This window comes from Acidithrix sp. C25 (genome assembly GCF_904848545.2).
In genome coordinates, this window is record NZ_CAJHCI020000001.1 from 544,641 (window position 1) to 567,713 (window position 23,073).

Here is a 23,073-nt window from a genome sequence, read left to right on the forward strand (position 1 = left end):
TTCTCCCCAGGTTGCCATGAAAAGCGACTATTGACGGCGTTCTAGCGCAGGATAGTGTGGTTAATTGAAGATTACACCTTGGTGATTAGCTTTTTCGTTGCGGTCGATACCTGATATTGACTATCACTTCGTCTCTGAAATGGGACTGCGCCTTTGGAGATTTCAGATTTGGATCCTTTTGTTGATTCGTTTGCATGGATGCAGAGCAAAAGGGAGCATCCTTGGAGATTTTAGATTTGGATCGTATCTTTCCATAAACAATCATTGGCAAAAGTCGCTGGCACCAGGTGCAAATACCAGGTGTAGTCAAAAGAATTGCCGTATTTGGATCTGTGATTTGTCTCCTGGAACTTTGTGACTCAATTGATCCTGAATTTTATTTTTCGATCAATACAACTCACCGCTAAAGACAGTTCTGCATTGTTGGGTGCCGATCACAAGGGAGCCGCCTAATATTTTTATTAGAGGTTACGGGTTGCTTTCCTCTTTTAAATTTCGCAAGTTTCTCCTTTCGCTAGTTTATGATGGAGGTATTAGCTAGTTTAACTAATACCTAGATCGACGCTTGGATCGACAACTGGATCAGCCACTTAGTCCTGCTGTGTGCTTTGATTATGATCTTGGTAGGCCATGGCTCTTTGGCGGCGCCGGAAATTGAAAAACTCCTACCACTGCCAAGGTGACGGTAGGGATGAAGTTTTCACCTCCAGGAAGTACCTTGGCCCATAGGATTGCGCTGCCTTGATAGACTGCCTCCATGCTCAAGAGGCCAATAATAAGGTAAAATGGGTTTTCGGCCCAGATTAAAATCTGATTCAACTTGATGGTCTGGGAGCCAACTCCCCAAAACTAAAAGTATACATACGAACTTGTCGCTAAGTGGTGGAATCAGCCGAGGCAATGGGTGTGACTAGGGTAGACCTCAACCGCTGATTCGAAGGCGAAATAATAGCAACGCTAGAAAGAGTATTGATGGATCGACCTCCTGCGGAGCTACCCCTGGGAAAGGGCCCTAGTGAGGCGCCCGCACTTTGGTAGAGGTTTTTGGCATAAGGAAAAGCGTTGCCATAGGGGTTTTAGTTCATGAGCGACTAGCGGAGTTGGTCTTTCCTTGGTTTCTTTGAGGATTGCCTTTAGACACGAGTTCTTACAGGGATATTTATTCATGACAATCAATTCGCCGACCGCTTGTCCCTAGCCTTCGCATCCTTCTTGTAATACTGTTAGCGCAGATATTGGGTAACAGTAGCTGATCCTGGCTATGAGGTTGAAGTTTTGATATTTGATAGCTTTTTTATTAATGGCTACGTAACTGTAAAGCTTGAATACATCCCATTCGTATAGTGCCAGGGAACATCGCAAAGAAGTTCGTACTTTCCAGTTGCTAGTTTAAGCGTTATCCAGCTCCTAGAACCTGCCACAATTCCGCTACCAGCTCCAGCCCCGCATGAGGTGGATGCTTCGCCAAGGCTTTGAGATTCGTTTATCTTTCCGTTTTCAGCGACAGTTCTGGTCCCAATGCCTGCTGCTGGCATTGGCAACACTAGAAATTCGTGGTTCAGTGATCCATAGTTGCTAACCACAAATGTGATTTGACCAGCATGAACTATCGATGGGCTCGGATTCAGAGCCAGCATCATTATCCCATGTCCCATCATTGACCCATGTGCCATCTCTGAGCCTCCATGGTCGTATAAGCCAACCTGAACAACTTGTGCTGCTGGGTTTTGAGGCTGACAGCTCCCGCTCGCTGTGAGAGAGTGTATTGTACTTTGATGGGTCGACGAAGCGACACCATGGACGATAACTGTGGATGTACCAGCAAGAATAATGACCCCAGTGGCTATAAATCCTGTGGTTCTGAGTTTTAGATTCACCTTTTTCCTCGGAGTGTTTCGAGCGTTCTTTGATATTCGTCAGGGTTGATCTCTCCGTGGGCAAGACGATTTCGAAGGATGCCCTCGACATCTGCTATGCCTTGTTCGGCTTTTTTGTTAGTATTTTTGAAATGTCTTAGCGCGATTACAACGCCTAATGCCACTACCGCCCATAGCAAAATCATGGCAACGGCCATTAGGATCCACATTCCGCTTCCCCATCCGCCGCTTCCTCATCCACCGTTTCCCCACATGTACATCATCTAAATTCCTCCAGTGGTCCTTAATTCATTGATGCTACGATTCGAGCGACTCACCTACTAGAGGCATAGGTCATCGTTTGTTCCCCGAACGACACGAATAACAAGAGTTCATTGGAATGACTAGGGATTTGTGTCTAGCTAGAAATTATCCTTTGAATTAATTGGAGTCATCCTTCTTAGGGTCCATTTTCCTTGAAACGCCTTTAGGGACATAGCCATCTCGTATTGCGTGGGTAACTAGGAAATTGGATGGTCACTCGACCAACCCAAGCACCAAAGGAGAACCACTGATGGCTTAGCTCTCGGATAATTTCCGGTTGGCGAATATTGACCACTACTATCTTTTGGCTGGGTCGACTGGTTGAAAGCGGGGTAGCCAACCCGTTCATTTTGCGTTGTCACGGTGCAATTTAGGCTGACGTTGCGAGGGCTTATTGCAGAACCTCTTCTTTGAACTAGTTTGGATTGCATGCGCACCGCCTAAGACAATCCTCGATCTGTAGGTTTCAAGCTTGTTTTGGCCTGCACTTGATGCGATCCTATAGGGCGCTTGTTGTTGGGGCGCTTGTGTTTTGTTTGAAAACTAATTCGCACCAAGCAGATCCATAGAATAAATGGGAATCAAGTGCCGTTACTAAAGAATGGTCTCTTATTCTAATCTATCGGGGTTATAGTCGAAAAGACTTTTTGAAAAAATTACACTATTTCAGCATGATTAATTAGATTAGCTAATAACGTTACCTTAACTTTTTTCAATTGGCAAATCTGATTGAAAAAAGTAGCAGTGGATGGATTTTCGTTGTGGCTTTTTTGGCAGTGATCTATAGATTCCCTTTGAGGGAGTTGTCTATGGACCAGTTTAGGTTTATTTGGAATTTACCCATGATCTGAGTACTCGGTGGCTATATTCTGGCTGCTCTTTGTTGCCTAGGTTAGGTTGTGGCTCTTGTTTTTTTTCAAGCAGACGATTTTGGTAATGGTTGTTTTTGATATCCACATCAAGGGGATTGGGTTGTCATGACCGAAAACGAGATGCCACCGATCTCGGTGCTGACGTTGAATCCTGCGGTAGATATATCCTATGAAATTGAAGAGCTCCATGCAGACCAAAAGAACTATGCAAGGGTTACCAGGAATGATCCTGGTGGCAATGGCGTAAATGTTGCTAGAGCTTTAGAGCGCTTGGGCCTTTCGCCTCGCCATTTTGGCTTTTCCGCAGGGAAGATTGGCTTGTTGTTAAAAGAGCTTCTTCACGAGCAATTGGCCGATGGTCGCTGGATAGAAGTAGAAGGTGAGACCCGGCTCAATGCCACATTCATACAGGCAAGTCCGCCGGCTCAGTTTGAGATAACAGGGGTTGGTCCGTACATTCCTCCTGATGCAGCCGAATCCCTTAGAAGTCAATTTTTAGATCATTGTTATGGTGGCTATGGGATCCTTACGGGTTCTATGCCTCCTGGAATTCCATATGATTTTTATTCGAGGATGCTCGACGACCTAGACAAGGTTGGCGCTCGGTCGATTTTGGATACCAATGGCTCCCATTTGCGCTTAGCGATTGAGCACTGTCCATTTTTCATAAAGCCCAATCAACATGAGATCGAGCAATTTTGTGGTCGGCGGCTCCATGGCCTTGAGGATATTGCTATAGAAGCTAAGAAGATCCATGAATCAGGAGTAGCCTATGTTTGCGTCTCAATGGGTCGAGATGGTGCGCTCTTAGCATGTTCAGAGGGAACATTCTTTGGCTACGCTCCACGGGTAGAATGTAAGTCCAGTGTGGGAGCCGGTGATTCCATGGTCGGTGGAATGGTTACAGCGCTCATAAGGGGAATGGGTTCCAAGGAGATGTTGGCGCTTGGTGTAGCCTGTGGTAGTGGTACGTCGCTACGAGTAGGCACCGAACTCTTCATTCCTAGCGACATAGATCATCTGATTGATATGGTCAGGGTCGAATCAATCTTGGTTTGAACCAGCGGAAGCGCAATCGGTTTCCGTAAGGGAGGGGTCAAGCTACCTCGTTCTTTCTCGGTCTACCTGATTTCCCTCTTGGGAGTTTCTGGTACCCTATGTACTTTCTCACCGTACTTTCTCACCGTACTTTCTCACTTTCTCTAATGGTGCTCCACCACAAGACACTCTCGACTATGAGGGTGACCAGAAGTGGTTCCCCCACAAAGCATCTTGGGCTTCCGGCCAGTTCTTTGGCTTGCTCTCATGGCCGATAGCGTCTTCATAGACATCACCATCCTTGATAAAGCAACTTTGGGTGGATAGCTAATCAACAGGTGAGCATGATCACCGTCTGTCTCAAAAGCATCGGAGATGGAATCAAAACGAGTACACACTTCAATGAGAGCGGATTTGATCTCGTCACTTACTCTGTTCGTCATTACATAACGGCGATATTTAGATATCAATACGATCTGTGCATGTATAGCAAATGCCTTTTATGGTGCCAATCATCGATCGTATAATGGAATATAGCATCTAGCAAATAATGCTATTTCAGATGTAGAAATGGTTAGTAAAAGCCCACAGTACACAACGGCTATCGTGCCTATCTTCTTGACAGGCGTATCCTATCGCCTAGCTCACGACTCATGCCATAGGGCGGCACTGTTATGGAACCAACGCGTCGATTGGGTTCATGGCCGTAACCGTCAGTGTATTTGCTGAAGGTGACTGTTTTCCTTTATTGCTATCCACTCGACCGGGGTAGCAATAAGTCAACTATCCCCGATTTATTTTCTCGCTTGTGTCAACTCCTCCCCAAGTAGATCGGTAATGGAGATTGGTTCGTCACAGGAGGGACAATATGCCCCTATTCCTACTCGAGCCATAAAGGTATTACACTCTAAGCAGCGTTGTTCCCCGAGGGATCGTTCACCGCAACCGCTAAATACATAGACGGTGAAGCGTCGATGCGACTTTGGAACTGTGACTGGAGAATGTCACCTATATCGCGACGTCATCAACCACAACACCGCCAGGCTTATAGTTGGTGATGTGAGGGGTATCGAGAAAGATACCAAAGTAAAACGGCGCATAAGTCGCCATGGCCGCCAACAACTATCCCAGTGGTCAAGAGGAGTACAGGAGCGATATCTGCAAGAAAAGACCAAGCTAGAGATAGAACACCTAAACGAGTCTTACTCCAGCCAAACTTGCCCAGCGTGTTCAAGGCGCAACCGACCGTCAGGTCGGCACTACCGATGCAAGAACCCTAACTGTGGGTTCAGCTGTCATCGAGACGCCCTAGGAGCAATAAACATTCTCCAGAAGGCGATATACGCAGAGTACTCTCCAATTGGACTAGATACAACAATCTTAGTCACGTATCTTCGAGCTGAAAAACATTGGTCACTCAATCAACACAAGACACACCAAAAGGTGCAGTGCCCTAAGGCCAGAGCCCGAAGTAGTGCCCAGAACCGGGCCTTGTCTGAGATATCTCAGACAAGCAAGCCGAAACTAGCAAACTCATCTACCAGTGCTAATTCATTAGCACCAGACCAGTCGGTCCCGGTGGCGCGATGGAAGTGATGTCAGGTAACCCCAACCAAACAGACGGAGCCAGAAGCCCCGTCCGTGAGGGCGGGGAGGTTCACCTACGGAAATGACATTTGATCGGAGAGTTATTAAAGGCGTATTGACACATTGGTTTCTATGAAGGGTTGGGGCCCTTTCGAGCATTGACTAATTCATTAGCTCTGAGACCCTGAGGCTATCGAGCGCCTAAAATAGTGCTTGGACAAACTGCCATTTTTTGTCTCACTACTTCTCGTTTTGATTACAGCAATAAGATATTTCTCTCTGATCTTGTGAGAGTTATTCAGTTTGTTGACTTTCGGTAAGATCTGAAGGGTGCCCTAAAGGGCGATCTAAAGGGTAGTGGGCGCGGCAAGCTTTTTGCAATTGTACCCAAGTGCTGCTTTGGAACAAAGAATTGAGCCATATCGAGGAGTCTTACCTCTTCTTGGATCGTCTAAAGTGGATCTCCCTAGAAAGGCTACCTTCGGCGATAAACAATTTGAGTGCGAAATCAACGGTAATGACGTATTTCACTCTTGGTAAACTCTGTCGCTTATCTTGCGGAGGCCCAGTTCGTGCTAAGATAGTAAGGGTGTCTTCGCTCTCACCTGATACCACGGGATCGCCAATAAAACCAAAATACCGAGGCGTTTCGCATCAAGGGGCGTTTTTTGTCTTCATAGCATTGGGGATTTATTTACAGTTTGATGTAAATGGTCTATCCAATCACCTTATAACTCTCGTTTATTCGATATGTGTTACTGGAATGTTCGGAGTTAGTGCGCTCTTTCATCGTCATACCTGGTCGCCAAAGGCACGGCGTCTAATGCGACGTGCCGACCACTCGATGATCTTTTTAGCTGTCGCTGGAACATATACACCCGTTGCATTTCTAGCGTTGTCACCCTTTTCCCGCAATCTGATTTTGGCACTGGTATGGGGCGGCGCCATCGGGGGCATCGTCATGAAACTTCTTTGGATTGATGCCGCAAAGTGGTTAACTGCCGTCATCTATGTAGCCCTGGGCTGGGCCGCAGTTGGAATCCTTCCACAACTTCTTCATAATGGTGGTGGATTGGCTTTTAGCCTCTTGGTAACTGGAGGCATCCTATATACGATAGGTGCCGTGGTCTATGCATTCAAGCGACCTGATCCATCTCCCACGATCTTTGGCTATCATGAGATCTTCCATGCCTTAGTTATTGCTGCTGCCCTTTGTCACTTTGGGCTCGTCTTAGTTCTGGTGAACAAGTAGGCACACGTTTGATCGACGGTATATCTTTGGAATTTAAATTCCTAGGAGTTGCTTTAGATGTCTCTTTAGTTAAATGCATAGGTTTCGCTTGATTTAATCTTTGCATAACATTCCCCTGGCAAGATTCAAGGGAGTTCTTAAATTCGCGGTTAGCGTTCCTTTGTGATTCTTTGGATTGTTATCTGGGTCATTTGATGGCGGATTAGGGTTCTCTGATTTGGTGCTACAGAGTGTGGAATTCAGACCGGATTTTGATCGCCCGCGCATATGAAAATGTGACAGATAGTGGCTAATCCATGAAGCGATTATAGTTAACTATAATGTTTGGCGAATACTAGGCGATAGCTAATGTATTACCCGCGTGAGTGACATGTTTTTGCAAGTTGGTAGGAGTAGAGAGTTTGATGAAGAAGATTATTGTTCTTGGTGGTGATGGTTTTTGCGGATGGCCTACATCCCTTCACCTGAGCTCGCTCGGTCAAGAAGTAATGATCGTCGATAACATGTCAAGGCGTAAGATCGACATCGATCTTGAGACCTCTTCGTTGACACCAATTTCGAATTTAGGTGAGCGGATCTCTACCTGGCATGAGGTCTCCGGCAAGACGATAGAGTTTAGAAATTTAAACCTAGCTTCTGATTTCGATCGATTTGTCACTATTTTGCGCGAATTTCAACCCGATGCAATAGTTCATTTTGCTGAACAACGCTCTGCGCCCTATTCAATGAAGTCCACTGATAATAAGCGCTATACGGTAGATAATAACGTTCGGGCTACGCATAATGTCTTGTCAGCAATTGTTGAGGTGGGGGCCGATATCCACCTAGTACACCTCGGCACTATGGGCGTCTATGGCTATGGATGGGCGGGAGACTCGTCGATTCCTGAAGGTTACTTAGAGGTTACTCTAGACACCTCTTCGGGTCCCAAGCGCAAAGAGATTTTGCATCCTGCCGACCCTGGCTCGGTCTATCACATGACCAAGACTCTTGATCAACTTCTCTTTGCCTTTTATGCTAAAAACGATCGCATCCAGGTGACCGACTTGCATCAAGGTATCGTATGGGGTACACAGACCGCACAGACGGCACTCGATGAGCGATTGATTAACCGTTTTGACTATGACGGTGACTATGGGACCGTCCTTAACCGCTTTTTGATGCAGGCTGCTATTGGATTTCCTCTGACAGTGCACGGCACAGGGGGCCAGACGCGAGCGTTCATCCACATCAACGATACCGTTCGATGTATAGAATTGGCGATCTCCAATCCACCTGAACGTGGTGAGCGACCAATGATCCTAAATCAGGTGACAGAGAGTCATCGGGTTCGTGACCTGGCGGAGATGGTCTCTAAGATGACGGGTACTGAGGTTCAGTTTTTGCCGAATCCTCGGCTTGAGGCAAATGAGAACACTCTAAACGTCGAGAACAATAAGTTCTTAGACTTGGGCTTAACCCCTACAACCCTATCTGAGGGTCTTTTGACAGAGGTTCGAGACATCGCGCAGAAATATTCCTTTAGAGTTGATCGATCCAAGATTCTAGCTAAGTCTTTGTGGCGCAAGGGAATGATCTCTCAATAACTGCGCTTAGCTGCTGGAATTCTCCTCGAAAAAAGAGAGGCTGAGGGATCTCTGACGAATTAGTGATAGGCAAGCAGCTATTCATCTGTTAGTTGCACCTAGTGATCAAATTGGTTTGATCACTAGGTGCAAGTTTTTAAAGATCCAAGGTACCGTGAGCGATGAATCCAACTATTGAGACCTAGGAGACGATTTAATAATTAATTTTTCAATGATTTTGGAATTAGAGCTGTTGTGGGTCGCATCTTCACCGATAACCAACAATATGTCACTCAAAAGATCTACTTAAAATAGGCGACCTTTGAATCGTTAGATTTTTCCTATCTCTATTCTCTGGCGAAAAGGAATCGTTGCTTCTCGGAGATACCTAATGAGTTCACTCATTATGATGCATCCAATACAAGGTTCTTTCTCCAATACAAGGTTCTTTCTCCGGTGCTGATTCTCACGAATACGAGAGTCACATACGCCTCTTTCTACTCGGCCGATATTCCAAGTGGTATTAGCTCGCTATAAGTGATGAATCATCCCATAATCAAAAGTAGCATCTGCAAACTGATGGCCAGGGTAGATATCATATCGCCGACCTCAACTGGGCATAGACGATATAAGGGCCATGGGCTAGATTATCTTAGAGTCCCTATCACGCCAATATTCGTCGCGCAATAGACGCTTGTATAGTTTTCCAGTTGGGGCGCGGGGAAGCTCGAGCCGAAAATCTATACTCCGGGGGCATTTTATCGGAGCGATCAATGAGCGGCAATAGTCGATTAGTTCACTTGCTAGTTGTGGCGATGCGATCGATGGGTCGAGCAGTTCCACCACGGCTTTGACCTCTTCGCCGAACTCTTCATTTGGAACTCCAATTACGGCTGCATCGGCTACTAAAGGGTGAGTAATGAGAATGTTTTCAGCCTCTTGTGGGTAGATATTCACGCCGCCAGAGATGATCATGTAGCTGCTTCGGTCGGTGAGGTATAGGAAGCCATCTGAATCAAGATGGCCAACATCTCCCAGAGTGCTCCAGCCCCTGTCATTGTGGGCACTTTCCGTCTTGGCTGGATCATTATGGTACTCAAATTGTCCACCATTGGCGAAGTAGATGACGCCCTCACTACCTATTGGGGCATCAACTCCTTCGTCGTTTAGAATGTGTATCTCGCCTAAAAGGGCTCGTCCAACGGACCCAGGATGAGCGAGCCAATCAGTTGGCGAACAGGCCACATAGCCATTGCCCTCTGTTCCTGCATAGTATTCATGAATTATTGGTCCCCACCAATCCATCATCTCTCTCTTGATTTGGATTGGACAAGGTGCCGCGGCATGAATGATGGACCTAAGGGATGTCAAGAGGTACTTGGACTTAGTCTCTGGGTCGAGCTTTAGGATTCGAACGAACATCGTTGGCACCACCTGGCTGTGGGAGATCTTGTACTTCTCCACATATTCGAGGTATCTCTCGGGATCAAAGTGATCCATGATTACCACGGTCCCACCTAAGCGATGAGTGGACATGCAGAATCTCAAAGGTGCTGCGTGATATAGAGGTGCGGGGGAGAGGTAGATGGTACTCTCATCGAAGCCATACAAAAACGCCATTAGTTGAGTTAGCCTAGGTAGCGCGCCGCCGAAGGGATCATTCGATAGTGGCCACTTAATTCCTTTAGGTCGTCCGGTTGTTCCTGAGCTATAAAGCATATCGTTGCCTTCAACAGGAGTTGGTGTAGCGGCGGTTAGGTCCCTGGTCGAGTAATCCCTAAAGGCTCTCCATCCGTCTTGTTCTTCGCCTAGAACAACTCTTCGTAGAACATTGTTGTTGCCCTCTAACGCTGCATCGATTAGCTCTACCTTTGAGGGTGAGGCGAATACGACTTTTGCTCCACAGTCTTTTATGATATAGGCGACTTCATCGACTAAGAGGTGGGTGTTTAGTGCGGTATAATAGATCCCGCTTCTTTGGGCTCCCCAGGCAATTTCAAGAAGCTCTGGTTGGTTCTCCATCATTATGGCTATCGAGTCTCCAACTCCTACCCCTAGAAGGTTTAGGTAGTTGGCAAGAGCAATTGAGCTTGCCTCGAGTTCGGCGTAGGTGACGATTGAACCGTCGACTGCACTGATTATGGCGGGCTTGTCAGGTGGTATCGGTGCCACTGTAATTTGACCTGTCATAGTTTTCTCCAATTGCTGGTAGCGGTGCGTACCTAATTTTTTGGGCGGCCAAGTTCTGGAATCTCGTAGAGTTGACCTTTGGGGTCGGTTACCCAAAAAAACTTATCACGCTTAAATATGAAGGGTCACACTTTTTTAAATCTGTGTCATTTAATTTGTAACTTATGAAGGTGACGATTTTGTCCATCGAATCTGCCCCGGAACGGCGGTGAGGGTCGTTGGGATTAAGGCCTTTAGTAATTTTTGAATTCTGTCGATAACGCTAGAGAGCGTTAAGCTACGAGAGGAGGAAGATTGAACTCTATTATGGCAGGCGGAAACGCAGCGGGTGGTCTTGCGAAAGCAGTTATGAATCTACAGCAAAAGGTGATGTCTGAACTTATTGCAGGTGGAACACACCTGGCCAAGGCGGGTCCACCGAGCACACAGGCCGCAGCGCCAACATCAACGCCCTCTAATGTCTATAACGGCCAAAATGCCAAGGCTATGTTGGCCCAGGGTAGCGCCCTGTACGGGTAACTCTTTTGAGCTTATGGAATTCCTTTGTCAACAATTGAGTTTCACGGCAAATCAGAGCTGATTCGTTGGGCAAGAGCCGAATTAATTTGATTGTAAATTCCAATTATTAAAGCATTTGGATTGAGGCAGCCGCCGCCTCATTCCTGTCAAAATAAGAAAAGGCAAGAACCTACTCACCTCAAAGTTCGCGTTGTGTAACAAGCGCGTTCTCGATACTGCCCCAGTGGGATATGCAAAAGTTAGTCATTCATCGTAATTCTGATTAATACCAACTGCGTGCGCTATTTATTTTGACAATCTATAAATTGACTTGGTATCGCGGCCTTTTAGGTTATCTTTGGCTAAGGTTGACCTTTGTCGAGAAGTTCGTTAGAAGAGCTATATCTTCATACGTCCACATCCAATTTAATCGCTAAAAGGTTGATCAATCGATGTTTTCGAAAGCCCTTTCGGCGAGATTCAGAGGGTGGTTGATTCTTCGATCTTACCCCCATGGTTATTAGATAACTTTGCCCTAAATCTTTCATGTGGCTCAAACCTTCCAATCTTTCCCTTTTATCCATTGAACTGATCCATTGAACTGGGCATTCGATAGCAAGGTCGCTAGAATTGCAGCCCAGGATATCTCTCCTGTGTCAATCAATCAATGATCTATTGGCGGGGCGAATAGAAGTCTATTTAAGGTGGAAATAGTGGACAAGACGCTCCGTATTGGTTTTGTTGGTTCGGGGTGGATGGCGCGCGCTCACGCTCATGCGATCAGGACGATTGGAGAGTTGGGGTGTTTGCCTTTTGTGTTGAAGTGTGATGCTATTGCCGGTCTTCGCTATGAGAGTACAATTCGGGTTGCTTCTCGACTGGGATTTGAGCGTCCAATGCGGCACTGGGAGGAAGTTGTTTTCGATCCTGCAGTTGATATAGTTGCGATACTTGGCCCCACCTCAAACCATTTCGAGATGGTTTTAGCTGCTTTGGAGGCAGGTAAAGCGGTCTTGTGCGAAAAGCCTCTCGCCCCGAGCCTCCGAGAGTGCGAGCAGCTGGCGCAGAGAGCTAATAGATCAGGTTGTCTCTCGGCGCTGGGATACAACTATCGTTTTGTACCGGCCATAACCCTCGGAGTCGAGCTTTATAGATCCGGTCGACTCGGTGAGGTACGCTCTTTTCGCGGGATATACAATCAAGGCTGGGCAATCTCCAAAGAAGCTCGAAAAGGGTGGCGATTTGACGATGTGCTGGGTGGATCGGCTGTTGGCGACTACTCGCATGTTATAGATTTAGCACATCTATTTGTTCCTGGCTTTGAAGTTCTGTCATCAGGCCTGTTGTCGTACAATGCTGAGAGCGGTAGCACCGCAAGGATTAAGAGCCAGACAGCTTCCGAAGATGCCTTCGTCTGCTTGGGAATGGGACCTGGGTCCAGCGTTTCGTTAGAGGCGTCTCGAATTGCAACCGGCTATAAAAACTTTCTCTTCCTGGAAGTCACGGGCTCGCTTGGATCGATTCGATGGAATCTGGAAGATCTAAATAGGCTCTACTTTTATGATGCTTTGACGGATAAGGGCTTTGGCGGCTTTGTGGACATACTTGTAACGGAGCCCCACCATCCTTATATGGAAAATTGGTGGGCGCCGGGTCACATAATTGGTTGGGAGCATACCTTTGTTCACGAATGGATTGAATTCATAGGGCACTTTGCTGGCTCTAAAGTTACTACGAACCCGACTATGATTTCGAGCTTTGACGATGGGGTTTTGGTCGCTAAGACTTCGGAGGATATTCAAAAGCTAGCGATCTAGGGCGTCTTTAGAGCATGAGTACTCGAGAGTGTCAAATGTGTAATCCAAAATATTTAAAGGCGTACCAGTGGGACCTTGTTCTTAAAAATTATGCCTTATTTCACCGTTGAGATTGGCGTTCTACTGTCTGTGACAGCGGTGAAATATCCATTGTTGGAACTATCGCCGAATCCGGAGCTTTTCGCTTGATCCAGCCTTGAGACCGAGCATTCATATGAGGGCGTGACTACTTTGCTATGGCCCTGCAAGTCCCGACTTGGATGAGATTCATACCGACCTAAAGTAAATGCATCGCTATGGGTCCAGTTGGTCAGGGAAAATCAGGCCATGGCATCGCAATAGTCAGTATCGATGCGCCTTTAGGTAGGTGCGATCGTTTTTTGAGCGCCACAATAGTTTCTTACATCTAAATCCTTGGCTCTAAATTCACCCTAGCAATAGTGGATCGATTGATTGGGAGGAGCCCTGTACCGAGTCTTTGACCTTCGGTCTTACAAAGCTTTTAGGTAGGTTGGCCAACCCATAGAGATCTGGTCTGTGTATCGATAGATTCATAATTTTTCGTATTTTTAAACTTAGAGTTTCCTGAATTTATCCAAAGAATTTGTTTACTAACTGTTAGCTAAAGCTTGTCGTAGATTTGTTGACGGTTTACTCTATCCGTTAAAGCGCCCAAATAGCTTGGCTGTCATGACAAACAAGAACCAAGCACCAAAGTTTGCTTCCAAAATAATAGGACAAACAAGACTAAGACGTTCAATAACAGTTGCAATGTTTTTTGGAACGACATTGGCCGCCTGTGGATCATCAGCATCGGCCACAACCTCTGGAACTTCCACCGCAGCCAAGACGCCGCTTTATCTGCTTTCCTCAGAAGGCTATGACTCTGCAGAATGTTCCGCATTTCAGAAGGCGACTGGAATCGTCTGCAAGCTCTCAGATAATAGCACGGGACCTACATTGGCTGAGATTCAAGCAACCAAGAATAATCCTCACTGGGGCGTGGCTTGGACCGATGGGAATGCACCATATGCTGCACTCGATCTCCAGGGAATGCTTCTCAAAAACTTTGAGCCAACCACTGGGACCCTTACCTCTCTTGGTCAGAAACTTGTACCGACAGATAAGAGCTACATCCCTACGGGTCTTACTACCGCAGGAGCATTTATCTACAACTCTGCAATTGTAAAGACACCTCCTCAAACCTGGCAAGATCTACTTTCGCCGCAGTGGAAGGGCAAAGTTGGAATGAACAATCCAGCAGTGGATGGTCCAAGTTATCCAATCTTGGCAAGTCTCTTCAAAAGCCTCGGTGGCGTAAGTCAAGGCGAGGCATTTATGACCAAGTTGAAGGCCAATGGCTTTTACGTCTCGTCCAATAGTATCGCGGATGATCTTTTGGCTGGAAAAGTAGAGATCGCAATCGGTCAAAATACTTCTGGACTGGGACGCGCTTTCAAGAACCCTAACATAAAGGTTTACTATCCAAATCCTTCGGCAGCGCTTCCGAGCACAATGGCAATTGATGGCAAGGCATCGGCTGGTGAGATCGCTGATGCGAAGGCTTTTGCGAATTTTGTCTATAGCCCAGCAGGCCAAAAGGTTATGCTCTCTGGAGATCCGCAGGGAGATTCGCAATTCTTCCCGATCATCCAAGGCAGCGTAGCTCGTTCTAATGTGCCAGCGGCCTCTTCGATTCCATTTAGCTTCCCAAATCCATACAAATGGGGTCCTCTAGAGGCCTCGATCAATACCTGGTTCACTACTAACGTTGCTTAAAGAGAGCGTTCCTACCGTATCAACATCTGGCGGGGGTGCATCGGCAAACGATGATGCGCCCTCGTCGCGCCCAAAGGGTTTATTGAGCGGCCTCTCTTTTGAGAAGGTCGCACTGAACTCTGCGCGGCCACTGCTTTGGGTCATCCTCGCAGTTGTCTCTATAATCCCAACCGTTAGCTTTTTGATCTTGGCGTTCTCACCTCGCCTCTTTGATCAAGGAGCCTCGTGGTTTGGAATTGTCTCCTTCCGTCAGTCGCTCTCGGGCAACGAATTGGCTGGAATGCGAAATAGTATCCTTATTGGAATCGGTGCCTCTTTGATTGCAACGGTTCTTTCGGGGGCCTTAGCGTTGATAACTCAGCGTACCGATCTTCGGATTGGCCGTTGGATTCCCTCTGGTCTCTGGGGTGTTCTGTTAGTTCCTACCTATGTAGTTGCCGTTGGTTGGGAAGAGATTCTTGCGTCTGGGAATCTATTTTCTCAGATAGGTTTGGTCTCTCCTGCCCTTCGAAACCTCTTCTTGGGGCCACTTGGAATTGTCCTTATCCTCGGATTTTCCGGCGTTCCTTTTGCCTACTTTGCCATGGCTCCTGCTATTGCTGGACTCGGACGGAGGTACGAAGAGGCTGCGCGAATCCATGGAGCCGGAGTGTCAAAGACCTTTAGAACAGTTGCACCTATTATATTGCCCGCACTATTTAGTGCATTGATAATCGTCTTTGCGGAAGCTCTAGGAGATTTTGGTGTTGCGTCGACCATCGCCGCTAATGCTAATATTCCTGTTGCAACTACGAATATCATGGCAGCAATAGCAACGTTTCCTACTAACTTCCCAGAAGCCGCTGCGGTAAGTTGGTTTTTAGTTTTGGTGCTTGGTATTGTTCTTAGCGTTCAGAACCGGGTCCTTCGAAAGCGTAACTTTGCTGTTCTCTCTGGTAGGTCAACCTTTGGAACGAGGGCCCATCCAAGCGGAGTCCGCCGCTTTGGTTTGAACGCATTTATGGTTGCATTCTTCTCACTTACTCTGGCGGTACCTGCGCTTGGGGCTGTTATTTCGACCCTTTTGCGTCCATATAGCGCATTTAGTTGGTCTAATCTAACTTTGAGTGCATATACGACCCTCTTCTCGGGACAATCTCTAGGTGGGCCAATTTTGGTCTCGCTGAAGATGGCTACCATCAATGCAAGCCTGACCTTGATCATCGGTCTAGCTATTGCCAAGGTTCTCACCTCGCCCAAGCCTGGTTTTACTGGACGGTTGACCGACGTAGTCTTGGTAGGTTCTGTGGCGCTGCCTGCTCTGGTTCTTTCGGCCGGCTTTATCTTTGTCTTCAACCTACCACTTACTATCAGCCTCGGCATTAATATCTTTGGAACCTTGATCCTTTTAGGTATTGGCTACTTGGCGATAGCGCTGCCATCTAATTCCCGTCTTTTGATGGGCCCTGTGGCGCAATTGGATGGCTCTTTGATGGAAGCTGGGCGAATGCATGGTGCAAGTACCTTTCGGGCCTTTCGCAAATGCGTGCTTCCTCTCTTGGCTAAGAGCATGGTGTGGGCGTGGTTGTTGACCTTTGCTTCCACCTTCGGTGAGCTCCCAACCTCTCAGATGCTCGCTCCAACTGGGGTTCGCACTATGGCCACTGCTATTTTGGCGTCTTTTCAAGCCTCGCACTTGGCTGCAGCTACCGCCTTTTCGGTGGTTCAGATGTTGATTGTTTTAGGCGTTATCGCTTTGGTCCAGGGTCTCTTTAGATTCCTTGCACCGATTGGATGGAGAACTATTGGAATGGTGCGACGTTGAACTTGCAAGCCCCTAGTTCTTATGAGATTGGATTTTAAATGGTTGATAGATTTATCAAAGCAAAGGCACCTGTGATTATCTTCGACTCGGTCGAGAAGTTTTACGGAGAACAAAAAGCCCTTTGTGACATCAATATGACGATCCAACCAGGTCAATTTACAGTTCTGCTTGGACCATCGGGAAGTGGAAAGTCCACCATGCTTCGATGTCTTGGTGGTTTGGAGCATATCGATTCCGGGGTGATTCGTTTTGGTGATGAGATTGTAAGCTCCTCCAAGGTCCACAAGGCGCCAGATCGTCGTAATCTATCCATGGTCTTTCAGGATTTTGCCCTATGGCCTCATATGACCGTCTTTGACAACGTAGCATTTTCTCTAGGCAGAACCTCCATGGATAAGAGTGAGGCTCAAAAGCGAGTGATGGATCTTCTGGAGAGAGTTGGCCTTGCTCACTATTCCAGCCGCTTTCCCTCTACGCTCTCTGGTGGAGAGCAGCAGCGAGTCTCTTTGGCGCGTGCGCTTGTTGGAGCCCCTGACGTTATTCTCTTTGATGAGCCACTCTCAAGCTTAGATGCAGATCTTCGCGAGCGACTTCGAGTTGAGATCGCCGACCTTACTCGCGAGGCGGGAGCTAGTGCACTTTACATTACACACGATCAAAGTGAGGCATTTGCATTGGCTGACGTGGTTGGTGTTTTGAATAAGGGTGAGCTCGTCCAAGTTGGAAAGCCCGAGGAGATCTATCGAGCACCGGCATCGCCATTTATCGCTCAATTTACGGGTGTGGCGGGAGAGCTATCTGGACGGGTTACTCAGGAGTTTGAGAACGGAATTTATCGGATCGAAACGGCAGCTGGAATTCTAGATGCACGCGGTGGCGGATCTGATCGCCTGGAGTGCCAAAACGTGACACTTCTAGTTCGAAGTGCTCCGATTCGTCTTATGGCGAACGCCTCTGGAGCCGGGGAGCTTCCAGGAAGGGTAGTGGATGTGGCCTTTAGGGGCCGAGGATATGACCATGTGATTGACCTTGGCCATGGTCGTCGCCTTCTCGGTGTCTTCTCTGAGGATCGCTGGGAGCGAAATGAGATAGTTGGTGTTCGGATTCCGCCGGAGGCTTGCATAGCCTTCCCGTTGAATTAGCCACTTCGACCTCAACGCCAATCCATAACTAAAGAGAGAGATCGACTTAGATTTTGACTCTAGATCCCATGGCTTGTAGCTCTCGCTTCCAAGCCATGGGGATCTTTATCTTTTTGCTCCTTTTGTGTCAAACTCTAATCGGCTAGCGATTGACGTGACTTGCTTTTATTCGCTGAGTCAATTTCGATAAATGATTTATTTGTCAAGACCTTCTTTGTTGTGGGGGACTATGAGCGTTAGTCGAAGATGGTACGCACCCTTGCGCGGTCTCATCCCCTAGTGGAGGTCCATCGTTATTGATAGTTCGAAAACGGATTCTTAGCTAAGAAATTCACCTGGTCGCAAGTCTCAATATTCACCTGGTCGAAAGTTGAAAAATACTCAGATCCGATTTGTGGTGTTGGGCGGATTCAGTCTGGGCTCGGAAGATGCGTGGCACCAAAGAAGGATTGCAAGTTCTTGGACGTGGTGGCTTTGACGAGATCCGCTGAATTGAGAAGGGGTGGTCAGAAAATAGACCAACTTGTGGTTTTGGGCTAAGTGGCTTTGCTAGTTTTAGTTCGTTGGCCTTTGATTTCCAAGTCCGCAGGCGCTTCCAACGGCGGACTTGGAAGGTGGAATTTTACCCTATGAGGCCTTGACGCTTGCGAGCAGGGCGAGCAAGGAGTCTTTTGCATCTCCAAAGAGCATGATAGTATTAGGGGCATATAGAAGTGGGTTGTCAACACCAGCAAAACCCGGTCGCATCGATCTCTTCAAAAAGACGACGTTCTTAGCAGCGTCTGCATTGAGTATCGGCATCCCATAGATCGGGCTACTTGGTTCGTTCCGAGCAGCAGGATTTACGACGTCGTTAGCTCCAACGACAAGGACCACGTCAGCGTCTTTGAATTCGTCGTTGATCTCGTCCATCTCGCGAAGTTGCTCATAGGGGACGTCGGCCTCTGCAAGTAGGACGTTCATATGGCCGGGCATTCTTCCTGCGACTGGATGGATGGCATAGGTAACTTCAGCCCCCTTTGCCTCAAGTGCCCGAGCAAGATCTCGTACCGTATGTTGTGCTTGGGCGACGGCTAAGCCGTATCCGGGAACGACTATTACCTTCTTGGAATAAGCCAAGAGAACCCCAATATCCTCTGCATTTCCGGTGCGGACGCTGGAGGTGCCGCCCGTGGTTGAATTCGAGGCGCCAGATGGCTGGTCTATCACTTTGCCGACGCTGGCGAACAATACGTTTCGAATTGACCGCCCCATTGAATCCGACATCATCTTTGTCAAGAGGGTGCCTGAAGCACCGACCAAGGTGCCGCCAACGATCAAAACAGTGTTGCCTAGGACAAATCCACTAGCAGCGACGGCAAGGCCCGTAAAGGCGTTCAAGAGGGAGATAACTACCGGCATGTCGGCGCCACCGATGGGAAGTACGAATGCAACACCAAGGATTATTGCAAGTAGAAGTAGCACGCCAAGGATCGCCAAGCCGGTTCCGAAGGCTATAAGGTAGATACCGATTACAACTATAGCCAGGAAGACCGCTGCATTTATGAAGCGCTCTCCCTTATAGGTGATTGGTACCCCGGTCAGGATCTCTTGCAACTTTGCGAAGGCGATGATTGAACCCGAAAAGCTTATCCCGCCTATAGCAACCGAGAGGATACTTGAGAGTGCGGTTATGACTACGCTGCGATTGGCTACGCTAAGTCTTAGATATTCGATTACCGCTACAGTAGCTGCCGCGCCTCCTCCAACGCCATTGAATGCTGCCACCATCTGTGGCATTGCTGTCATCTTTACTTTGCGTGCCGAGAAGCCTCCAATGACGCTGCCAATAATGACGCCTATGACGATTAAGGTTGTCTGGTTGCCATTTGGGTGGATCTTGGTAAGACTTGCCGCAATTGCTAGTATCATTCCAAATGCAGCGATGAAGTTTCCACGGCGGGCACTTTTGGGCGAACTGAGCCCCTTTAGTCCCAAGATGAAGAGGCTGGCCGATATTAGGTAGATGAGCGCCAAAGTATTTGACGAAATTAAATCTACGCTCCCTAAGAGATTCATATCGCTCACTTTTTGACCTCGGTCTGACGGCGAGTCTTAAACATCTCGAGCATGCGATCAGTTACCACGAATCCACCTACTACATTTATGGTTGCCAAAATAACCGCTACCAGGCCGAGAGTTTCACCGAGAAGGCCGGTGGTTGAAGCGGTAACGGTAATTGCGCCAACGAGGATGATTCCATGGATCGCGTTACTCCCTGACATAAGTGGCGTATGTAAAATTGTTGGAACCTTTGAGATGACCTCGATTCCTACGAATGCCGCTAAGACAAAGACGGTCAAGAAGTTAAGGGTTGCGGTTGTCATAGTTCGAACTCCATTTGCAAGTTTGGCGGTTTATTGATTTGTGGGAGAGACTTTACTACCTTCATGCTTTTGGCTTCCATAGGAGTTGCCCATCGTGACAAAGGCACATTGCGCTTAGGATCTCGTCCTCGAGATTTACTGAGACCGAATCGCCACTTATCAGTAATGAAAGGACATTAAATAGGTTGCGAGAGTAAGTTTGACTGGCATGACTTGGTACTTTGGTAGCCAAATTGGACTCTCCGATGATTGTTATCCCTCGGTAGGTTACATCTTCACCTTCCTTGGTTAGCTCGGTATTGCCCCCGCTTTGTGCTGCTAGGTCCACGATCACCGATCCCGCTCGCATCTCGTCGATCATCGATTTGGTTAGGAGGATCGGGGCCCTACCTAGTGGAATGGCTGCAGTTGTTATAACCAGATCGGCATTGGCAATCTTTGTCGTTAGGAGTTCTCGTTGTTTTGCGAGGTACTCTTCGCTTTGGGCGCTTGCATATCCGCCTGCACCTTCGGCTGCTTCAAGAGGAAGTTCAACGAATTTTGCACCCAAACTTTCGACCTCTTCACGGGCTGCTCGTCGCACGTCAAAAGCCTCCACAATTGCACCTAGGCGTCGGGCAGTGGCGATGGCACCGAGACCGGCGACACCCGCACCTAAAACAAATACACGGGCTGGGACTAAAGTGCCAGCAGCTGTCATGAGCATCGGCATAATCTTTGGAAGGCGACTAGCTCCCGTTATCACCGATTGATATCCAGCTAGGGCTGCTTGAGAACTCAGTGCATCCATTGATTGAGCTCTGCTTATTCTCGGTAGTAGCTCAAGCGAAAATGCGCTAACTCCCACTGAGGCTAATTTGGCTATTATCTGGCCGTTATGCGCAGGTTGTAGGAGGCCAAGTAAGATTGACCCTTTGGGCATCATCTCAATTTCGCTCTCTTGAGGGGACCCTACTCGCAATATCAAATCCGAATCTTCATAGAGCTCTTGTGAGGTAGAGACTACCTTAGCTCCAGCATCTAGGTAGGCAATATCGCTTATGAAGGCGCCTTGGCCTGCGTTGGATTCAATTACGACATCGAGTTGCTTGCCCTTCATCTTTACAACCGAATCGGGGACCGCTGCCACTCGGGTCTCATTTGGACTCTGTTCGTTGGGAATGGCTACTTTCACGAACCTAACCTCGCTTTGTTTTTGGTAACATCTATAGCTTCACAAAAGTTAGAGTCAGAATTTGGTTCTCCTAGATTTTGTGGTAGTTATCGCCGATATAGTACTTAATCTCTTATTTTTTCTAGCGAATGAAACGCCAACCCGTAATTTCATTCGATACGACAGATCCCTTCCCGTGCTTTTTGGCCGATGCCGTTATGTCACCGTCTAAATTCTGTGTTCTTGCCGCCAGTTCGTGACTCTAACACCAATACATTCGAATGTAAAAATGAGATAAGTGCACGCCAGGATGGATCGTTTAGGTACGAACTAAATTTCGGTAATTCAATTTGTGATCGAGTCGTACCTCTTTAGATCTTCTGAGGTCTCGGCTATTTATAATTGTTAGTCCTTCGGGTTTGGTGATAGTTAGTTTGATCTTTCGGGATTTGGATGGTTGGTCTCGGTAGAAACAAAGACCACAACCTATAGTGATTGTCTTGGAATCGTCTTGGGGTACCACTTGGTGCTATTGTGTGCGCAACAGGCCTTTGCGATTGGGCCTTTGCGATTGGCAAACTGGGCAATCCCGCGATCTCTAAATGTCCTAGTCCCATTGCAGATTGTCGCCAGATAGCCATTCGTCTTTTAGCAACCTAAGTTGAACGCCTAGACAATGCGATGAGGTGACAAAGTTCACCCCCAAGTTTGGTGGGTGGAACGCCTCTGTGAATTAGACTGACTGGTCAGTACTATAAAAGAAAGGTCAGAGAATGGCTCAAGGAAAAAGACCCCCAAAGATTCTTCTATGGCTGCTAGGTCTCGTAGTTCTGTTAGTTCAGATTGGCTTTATAGCGTCATACGCAGGGGCATTGCACTCACCTAGCCCGAGAAATATTAAAGTAGACCTTGTGGCTCCACCGGCGGTGGCTAAGGCAATTGTGCATGATTTTGCTGCCAATAATCTGTTGTCATTGCAGGTTGCATCAAATGTGAACATAGCTACGGATCGTTTAAAGAGTGATAAAACAAGTGGCGCACTTATTATCAGTCCATCGGCAGGTGAACTCTTAGTTGCTTCAGGTGCAGGCCCTAGCGTGGTGCCAGTGTTGACGACGGCTTTTGGAGCTGTTGTCACATCTTTGCATTTGAAGTTGACGGTCAGCGACGTAGCACCACTCCAATCCACTAATTCCAATGGGTTAGTTGAATTCTACCTAGTGATCGGTCAGATCGTCGGCGCCTATCTGTTTGCAGTTGTATTGGGCCTCTTTGGCGGTATGACGCCCAATACAGCTTCCAAGGGCCTTTATCGCTTGCTTCTGCTTTTGATCTACTCTCTCGCATCTGGTTTTATAGGGGCATTTTTAGTTGAAAATCTTATGGGCTATCTAAGCGGTAACTATTTAGAGGTTGCGCTGGTCGGTTCTTTGGTAGTTTTTGGCGTAGGAGTTTTCACTGCAAGTCTTCAGGCTGCAGGGGGAATAATTGGCACTGGAGTTATTATTGTACTCTTTGTGGTCCTTGGGAATCCTAGCGCTGGAGGACCATGGCCAAATGTTATGTTGGGTAATCCATGGCGAACCTTCGGGCCATACCTGCCAAATGGCGCTGGTCTCGATCTAATACGCCGTGTAGTTTACTTTGGCGGTTCTGGGAGTCTCAAAGATCTTATCGTCCTATCTTCCTACCTTTTAGCTGGGCTAATAATCTTTGCAGCCATGGTTGTTAGGGGTAAGCCTCTTGTTGCACTTGATACGGAGAATGACGACTCAATTGAGTCTGAATAGCGCCAAGACTAATATTTGCTATGACATTTAGAGCCGGGAG

Annotated in this window: 17 protein-coding genes; 10 read left to right on the forward strand and 7 right to left on the reverse strand. The window is 47.5% G+C overall.

Annotated elements, in window-relative coordinates:
* Positions 1–1,304: 1,304 nt before the first annotated feature.
* Positions 1,305–1,877: a sulfocyanin-like copper-binding protein gene (locus tag ACIDITHRIX25_RS88935; protein ID WP_201732441.1), complete on the reverse strand. Its 573-nt coding sequence runs from the start codon at positions 1,875–1,877 to the stop codon at positions 1,305–1,307.
* Positions 1,874–2,086 (reverse strand): SHOCT domain-containing protein, encoded by a 213-nt coding sequence (locus ACIDITHRIX25_RS88940; RefSeq protein WP_052606762.1) that lies wholly within the window; start codon positions 2,084–2,086, stop codon positions 1,874–1,876. Before ACIDITHRIX25_RS88940 ends, ACIDITHRIX25_RS88935 begins: the two co-directional genes overlap by 4 nt.
* A 1,071-nt stretch (positions 2,087–3,157) precedes the next feature.
* On the opposite strand from ACIDITHRIX25_RS88940, the gene ACIDITHRIX25_RS88945 reads away from it, so the two are divergent.
* Positions 3,158–4,111 carry a 1-phosphofructokinase family hexose kinase gene (locus tag ACIDITHRIX25_RS88945; RefSeq protein ID WP_052606760.1) on the forward strand — a complete coding sequence of 318 codons (954 nt, stop codon included), beginning with the start codon at positions 3,158–3,160 and terminating at the stop codon, positions 4,109–4,111.
* Between the two features lie 143 nt (positions 4,112–4,254).
* Here ACIDITHRIX25_RS88945 and tnpA read toward each other — a convergent pair whose 3' ends face one another.
* Positions 4,255–4,578 (reverse strand): IS200/IS605 family transposase, encoded by a 324-nt coding sequence (gene tnpA / locus ACIDITHRIX25_RS88950; RefSeq protein ID WP_283770407.1) that lies wholly within the window; start codon positions 4,576–4,578, stop codon positions 4,255–4,257.
* Between the two features lie 475 nt (positions 4,579–5,053).
* On the opposite strand from tnpA, the gene ACIDITHRIX25_RS88955 reads away from it, so the two are divergent.
* The 3 genes from ACIDITHRIX25_RS88955 to ACIDITHRIX25_RS88965 all read left to right on the forward strand — a co-directional run bounded on the left by ACIDITHRIX25_RS88955 (position 5,054) and on the right by ACIDITHRIX25_RS88965 (position 8,515).
* Positions 5,054–5,686 (forward strand): zinc ribbon domain-containing protein, encoded by a 633-nt coding sequence (locus ACIDITHRIX25_RS88955; protein ID WP_201732443.1) that lies wholly within the window; start codon positions 5,054–5,056, stop codon positions 5,684–5,686.
* A 580-nt stretch (positions 5,687–6,266) separates the two neighbouring features.
* Positions 6,267–6,929, forward strand: a complete 663-nt coding sequence (gene trhA, locus ACIDITHRIX25_RS88960; protein ID WP_502756208.1) for a PAQR family membrane homeostasis protein TrhA — start codon at positions 6,267–6,269, stop codon at positions 6,927–6,929.
* A 404-nt stretch (positions 6,930–7,333) separates the two neighbouring features.
* The gene (locus ACIDITHRIX25_RS88965) at positions 7,334–8,515 is read left to right on the forward strand and encodes an NAD-dependent epimerase/dehydratase family protein (protein WP_201732445.1); all 1,182 of its coding nucleotides are present in this window, start codon (positions 7,334–7,336) and stop codon (positions 8,513–8,515) included.
* A gap of 621 nt (positions 8,516–9,136) precedes the next feature.
* Here the strand turns inward: ACIDITHRIX25_RS88965 and ACIDITHRIX25_RS88970 are convergent.
* A complete protein-coding gene (locus ACIDITHRIX25_RS88970) occupies positions 9,137–10,684 on the reverse strand; it encodes an AMP-binding protein (protein WP_201732446.1) in 1,548 nt (515 codons plus the stop codon).
* 294 nt (positions 10,685–10,978) lie between these two features.
* Here ACIDITHRIX25_RS88970 and ACIDITHRIX25_RS88975 point away from each other — a divergent pair, with 294 nt between their 5' ends.
* The 5 genes from ACIDITHRIX25_RS88975 (at position 10,979) to ACIDITHRIX25_RS88995 (ending at position 17,724) form a co-directional block, all read left to right on the forward strand.
* On the forward strand, positions 10,979–11,203 hold the full coding sequence (locus tag ACIDITHRIX25_RS88975) for a hypothetical protein (protein ID WP_052606755.1): 225 nt from the start codon (positions 10,979–10,981) through the stop codon (positions 11,201–11,203).
* 692 nt (positions 11,204–11,895) lie between these two features.
* Positions 11,896–12,999 (forward strand): Gfo/Idh/MocA family protein, encoded by a 1,104-nt coding sequence (locus tag ACIDITHRIX25_RS88980; protein WP_052606754.1) that lies wholly within the window; start codon positions 11,896–11,898, stop codon positions 12,997–12,999.
* A gap of 690 nt (positions 13,000–13,689) precedes the next feature.
* Positions 13,690–14,778 carry an ABC transporter substrate-binding protein gene (locus ACIDITHRIX25_RS88985; protein WP_201732447.1) on the forward strand — a complete coding sequence of 363 codons (1,089 nt, stop codon included), beginning with the start codon at positions 13,690–13,692 and terminating at the stop codon, positions 14,776–14,778.
* On the forward strand, positions 14,771–16,582 hold the full coding sequence (locus tag ACIDITHRIX25_RS88990) for an ABC transporter permease (RefSeq protein WP_201732448.1): 1,812 nt from the start codon (positions 14,771–14,773) through the stop codon (positions 16,580–16,582). Before ACIDITHRIX25_RS88985 ends, ACIDITHRIX25_RS88990 begins: the two co-directional genes overlap by 8 nt.
* 38 nt (positions 16,583–16,620) lie before the next feature.
* Positions 16,621–17,724 (forward strand): ABC transporter ATP-binding protein, encoded by a 1,104-nt coding sequence (locus tag ACIDITHRIX25_RS88995; RefSeq protein WP_201732449.1) that lies wholly within the window; start codon positions 16,621–16,623, stop codon positions 17,722–17,724.
* A 627-nt stretch (positions 17,725–18,351) separates the two neighbouring features.
* Here the strand turns inward: ACIDITHRIX25_RS88995 and ACIDITHRIX25_RS89000 are convergent.
* The 3 genes from ACIDITHRIX25_RS89000 to ACIDITHRIX25_RS89010 all read right to left on the reverse strand — a co-directional run bounded on the left by ACIDITHRIX25_RS89000 (position 18,352) and on the right by ACIDITHRIX25_RS89010 (position 21,264).
* Complete coding sequence (locus tag ACIDITHRIX25_RS89000; protein WP_201732945.1) at positions 18,352–19,782, reverse strand: NAD(P)(+) transhydrogenase (Re/Si-specific) subunit beta; 1,431 nt, start codon at positions 19,780–19,782, stop codon at positions 18,352–18,354.
* A 5-nt stretch (positions 19,783–19,787) separates the two neighbouring features.
* Entirely contained in the window at positions 19,788–20,090 is a 303-nt protein-coding gene (locus ACIDITHRIX25_RS89005) for an NAD(P) transhydrogenase subunit alpha part 2 (protein WP_052606749.1), read from the reverse strand.
* Positions 20,091–20,151: 61 nt separating this feature from the next.
* Positions 20,152–21,264, reverse strand: a complete 1,113-nt coding sequence (locus ACIDITHRIX25_RS89010; RefSeq protein WP_201732450.1) for a Re/Si-specific NAD(P)(+) transhydrogenase subunit alpha — start codon at positions 21,262–21,264, stop codon at positions 20,152–20,154.
* 752 nt (positions 21,265–22,016) lie between these two features.
* Between ACIDITHRIX25_RS89010 and ACIDITHRIX25_RS89015 the strand changes: the two genes are divergently transcribed.
* Complete coding sequence (locus tag ACIDITHRIX25_RS89015) at positions 22,017–23,033, forward strand: hypothetical protein (RefSeq protein WP_201732451.1); 1,017 nt, start codon at positions 22,017–22,019, stop codon at positions 23,031–23,033.
* Positions 23,034–23,073 lie beyond the last annotated feature (40 nt).

Excerpts from the sequence above, each read along its gene's own strand:
- ACIDITHRIX25_RS88940 (WP_052606762.1), bottom strand. The coding sequence starts at position 2,086 with ATGTGGATCCTAATGGCCGTTGCCATGATTTTGCTATGGGCGGTAGTG.
- ACIDITHRIX25_RS88945 (WP_052606760.1), top strand. The coding sequence starts at position 3,158 with ATGACCGAAAACGAGATGCCACCGATCTCGGTGCTGACGTTGAATCCT.
- ACIDITHRIX25_RS88965 (WP_201732445.1), top strand. The coding sequence starts at position 7,334 with ATGAAGAAGATTATTGTTCTTGGTGGTGATGGTTTTTGCGGATGGCCT.
- ACIDITHRIX25_RS88970 (WP_201732446.1), bottom strand. The coding sequence starts at position 10,684 with ATGACAGGTCAAATTACAGTGGCACCGATACCACCTGACAAGCCCGCC.
- ACIDITHRIX25_RS88985 (WP_201732447.1), top strand. The coding sequence starts at position 13,690 with ATGACAAACAAGAACCAAGCACCAAAGTTTGCTTCCAAAATAATAGGA.
- ACIDITHRIX25_RS88995 (WP_201732449.1), top strand. The coding sequence starts at position 16,621 with ATGGTTGATAGATTTATCAAAGCAAAGGCACCTGTGATTATCTTCGAC.
- ACIDITHRIX25_RS89000 (WP_201732945.1), bottom strand. The coding sequence starts at position 19,782 with ATGAATCTCTTAGGGAGCGTAGATTTAATTTCGTCAAATACTTTGGCG.
- ACIDITHRIX25_RS89005 (WP_052606749.1), bottom strand. The coding sequence starts at position 20,090 with ATGACAACCGCAACCCTTAACTTCTTGACCGTCTTTGTCTTAGCGGCA.
- ACIDITHRIX25_RS89015 (WP_201732451.1), top strand. The coding sequence starts at position 22,017 with ATGGCTCAAGGAAAAAGACCCCCAAAGATTCTTCTATGGCTGCTAGGT.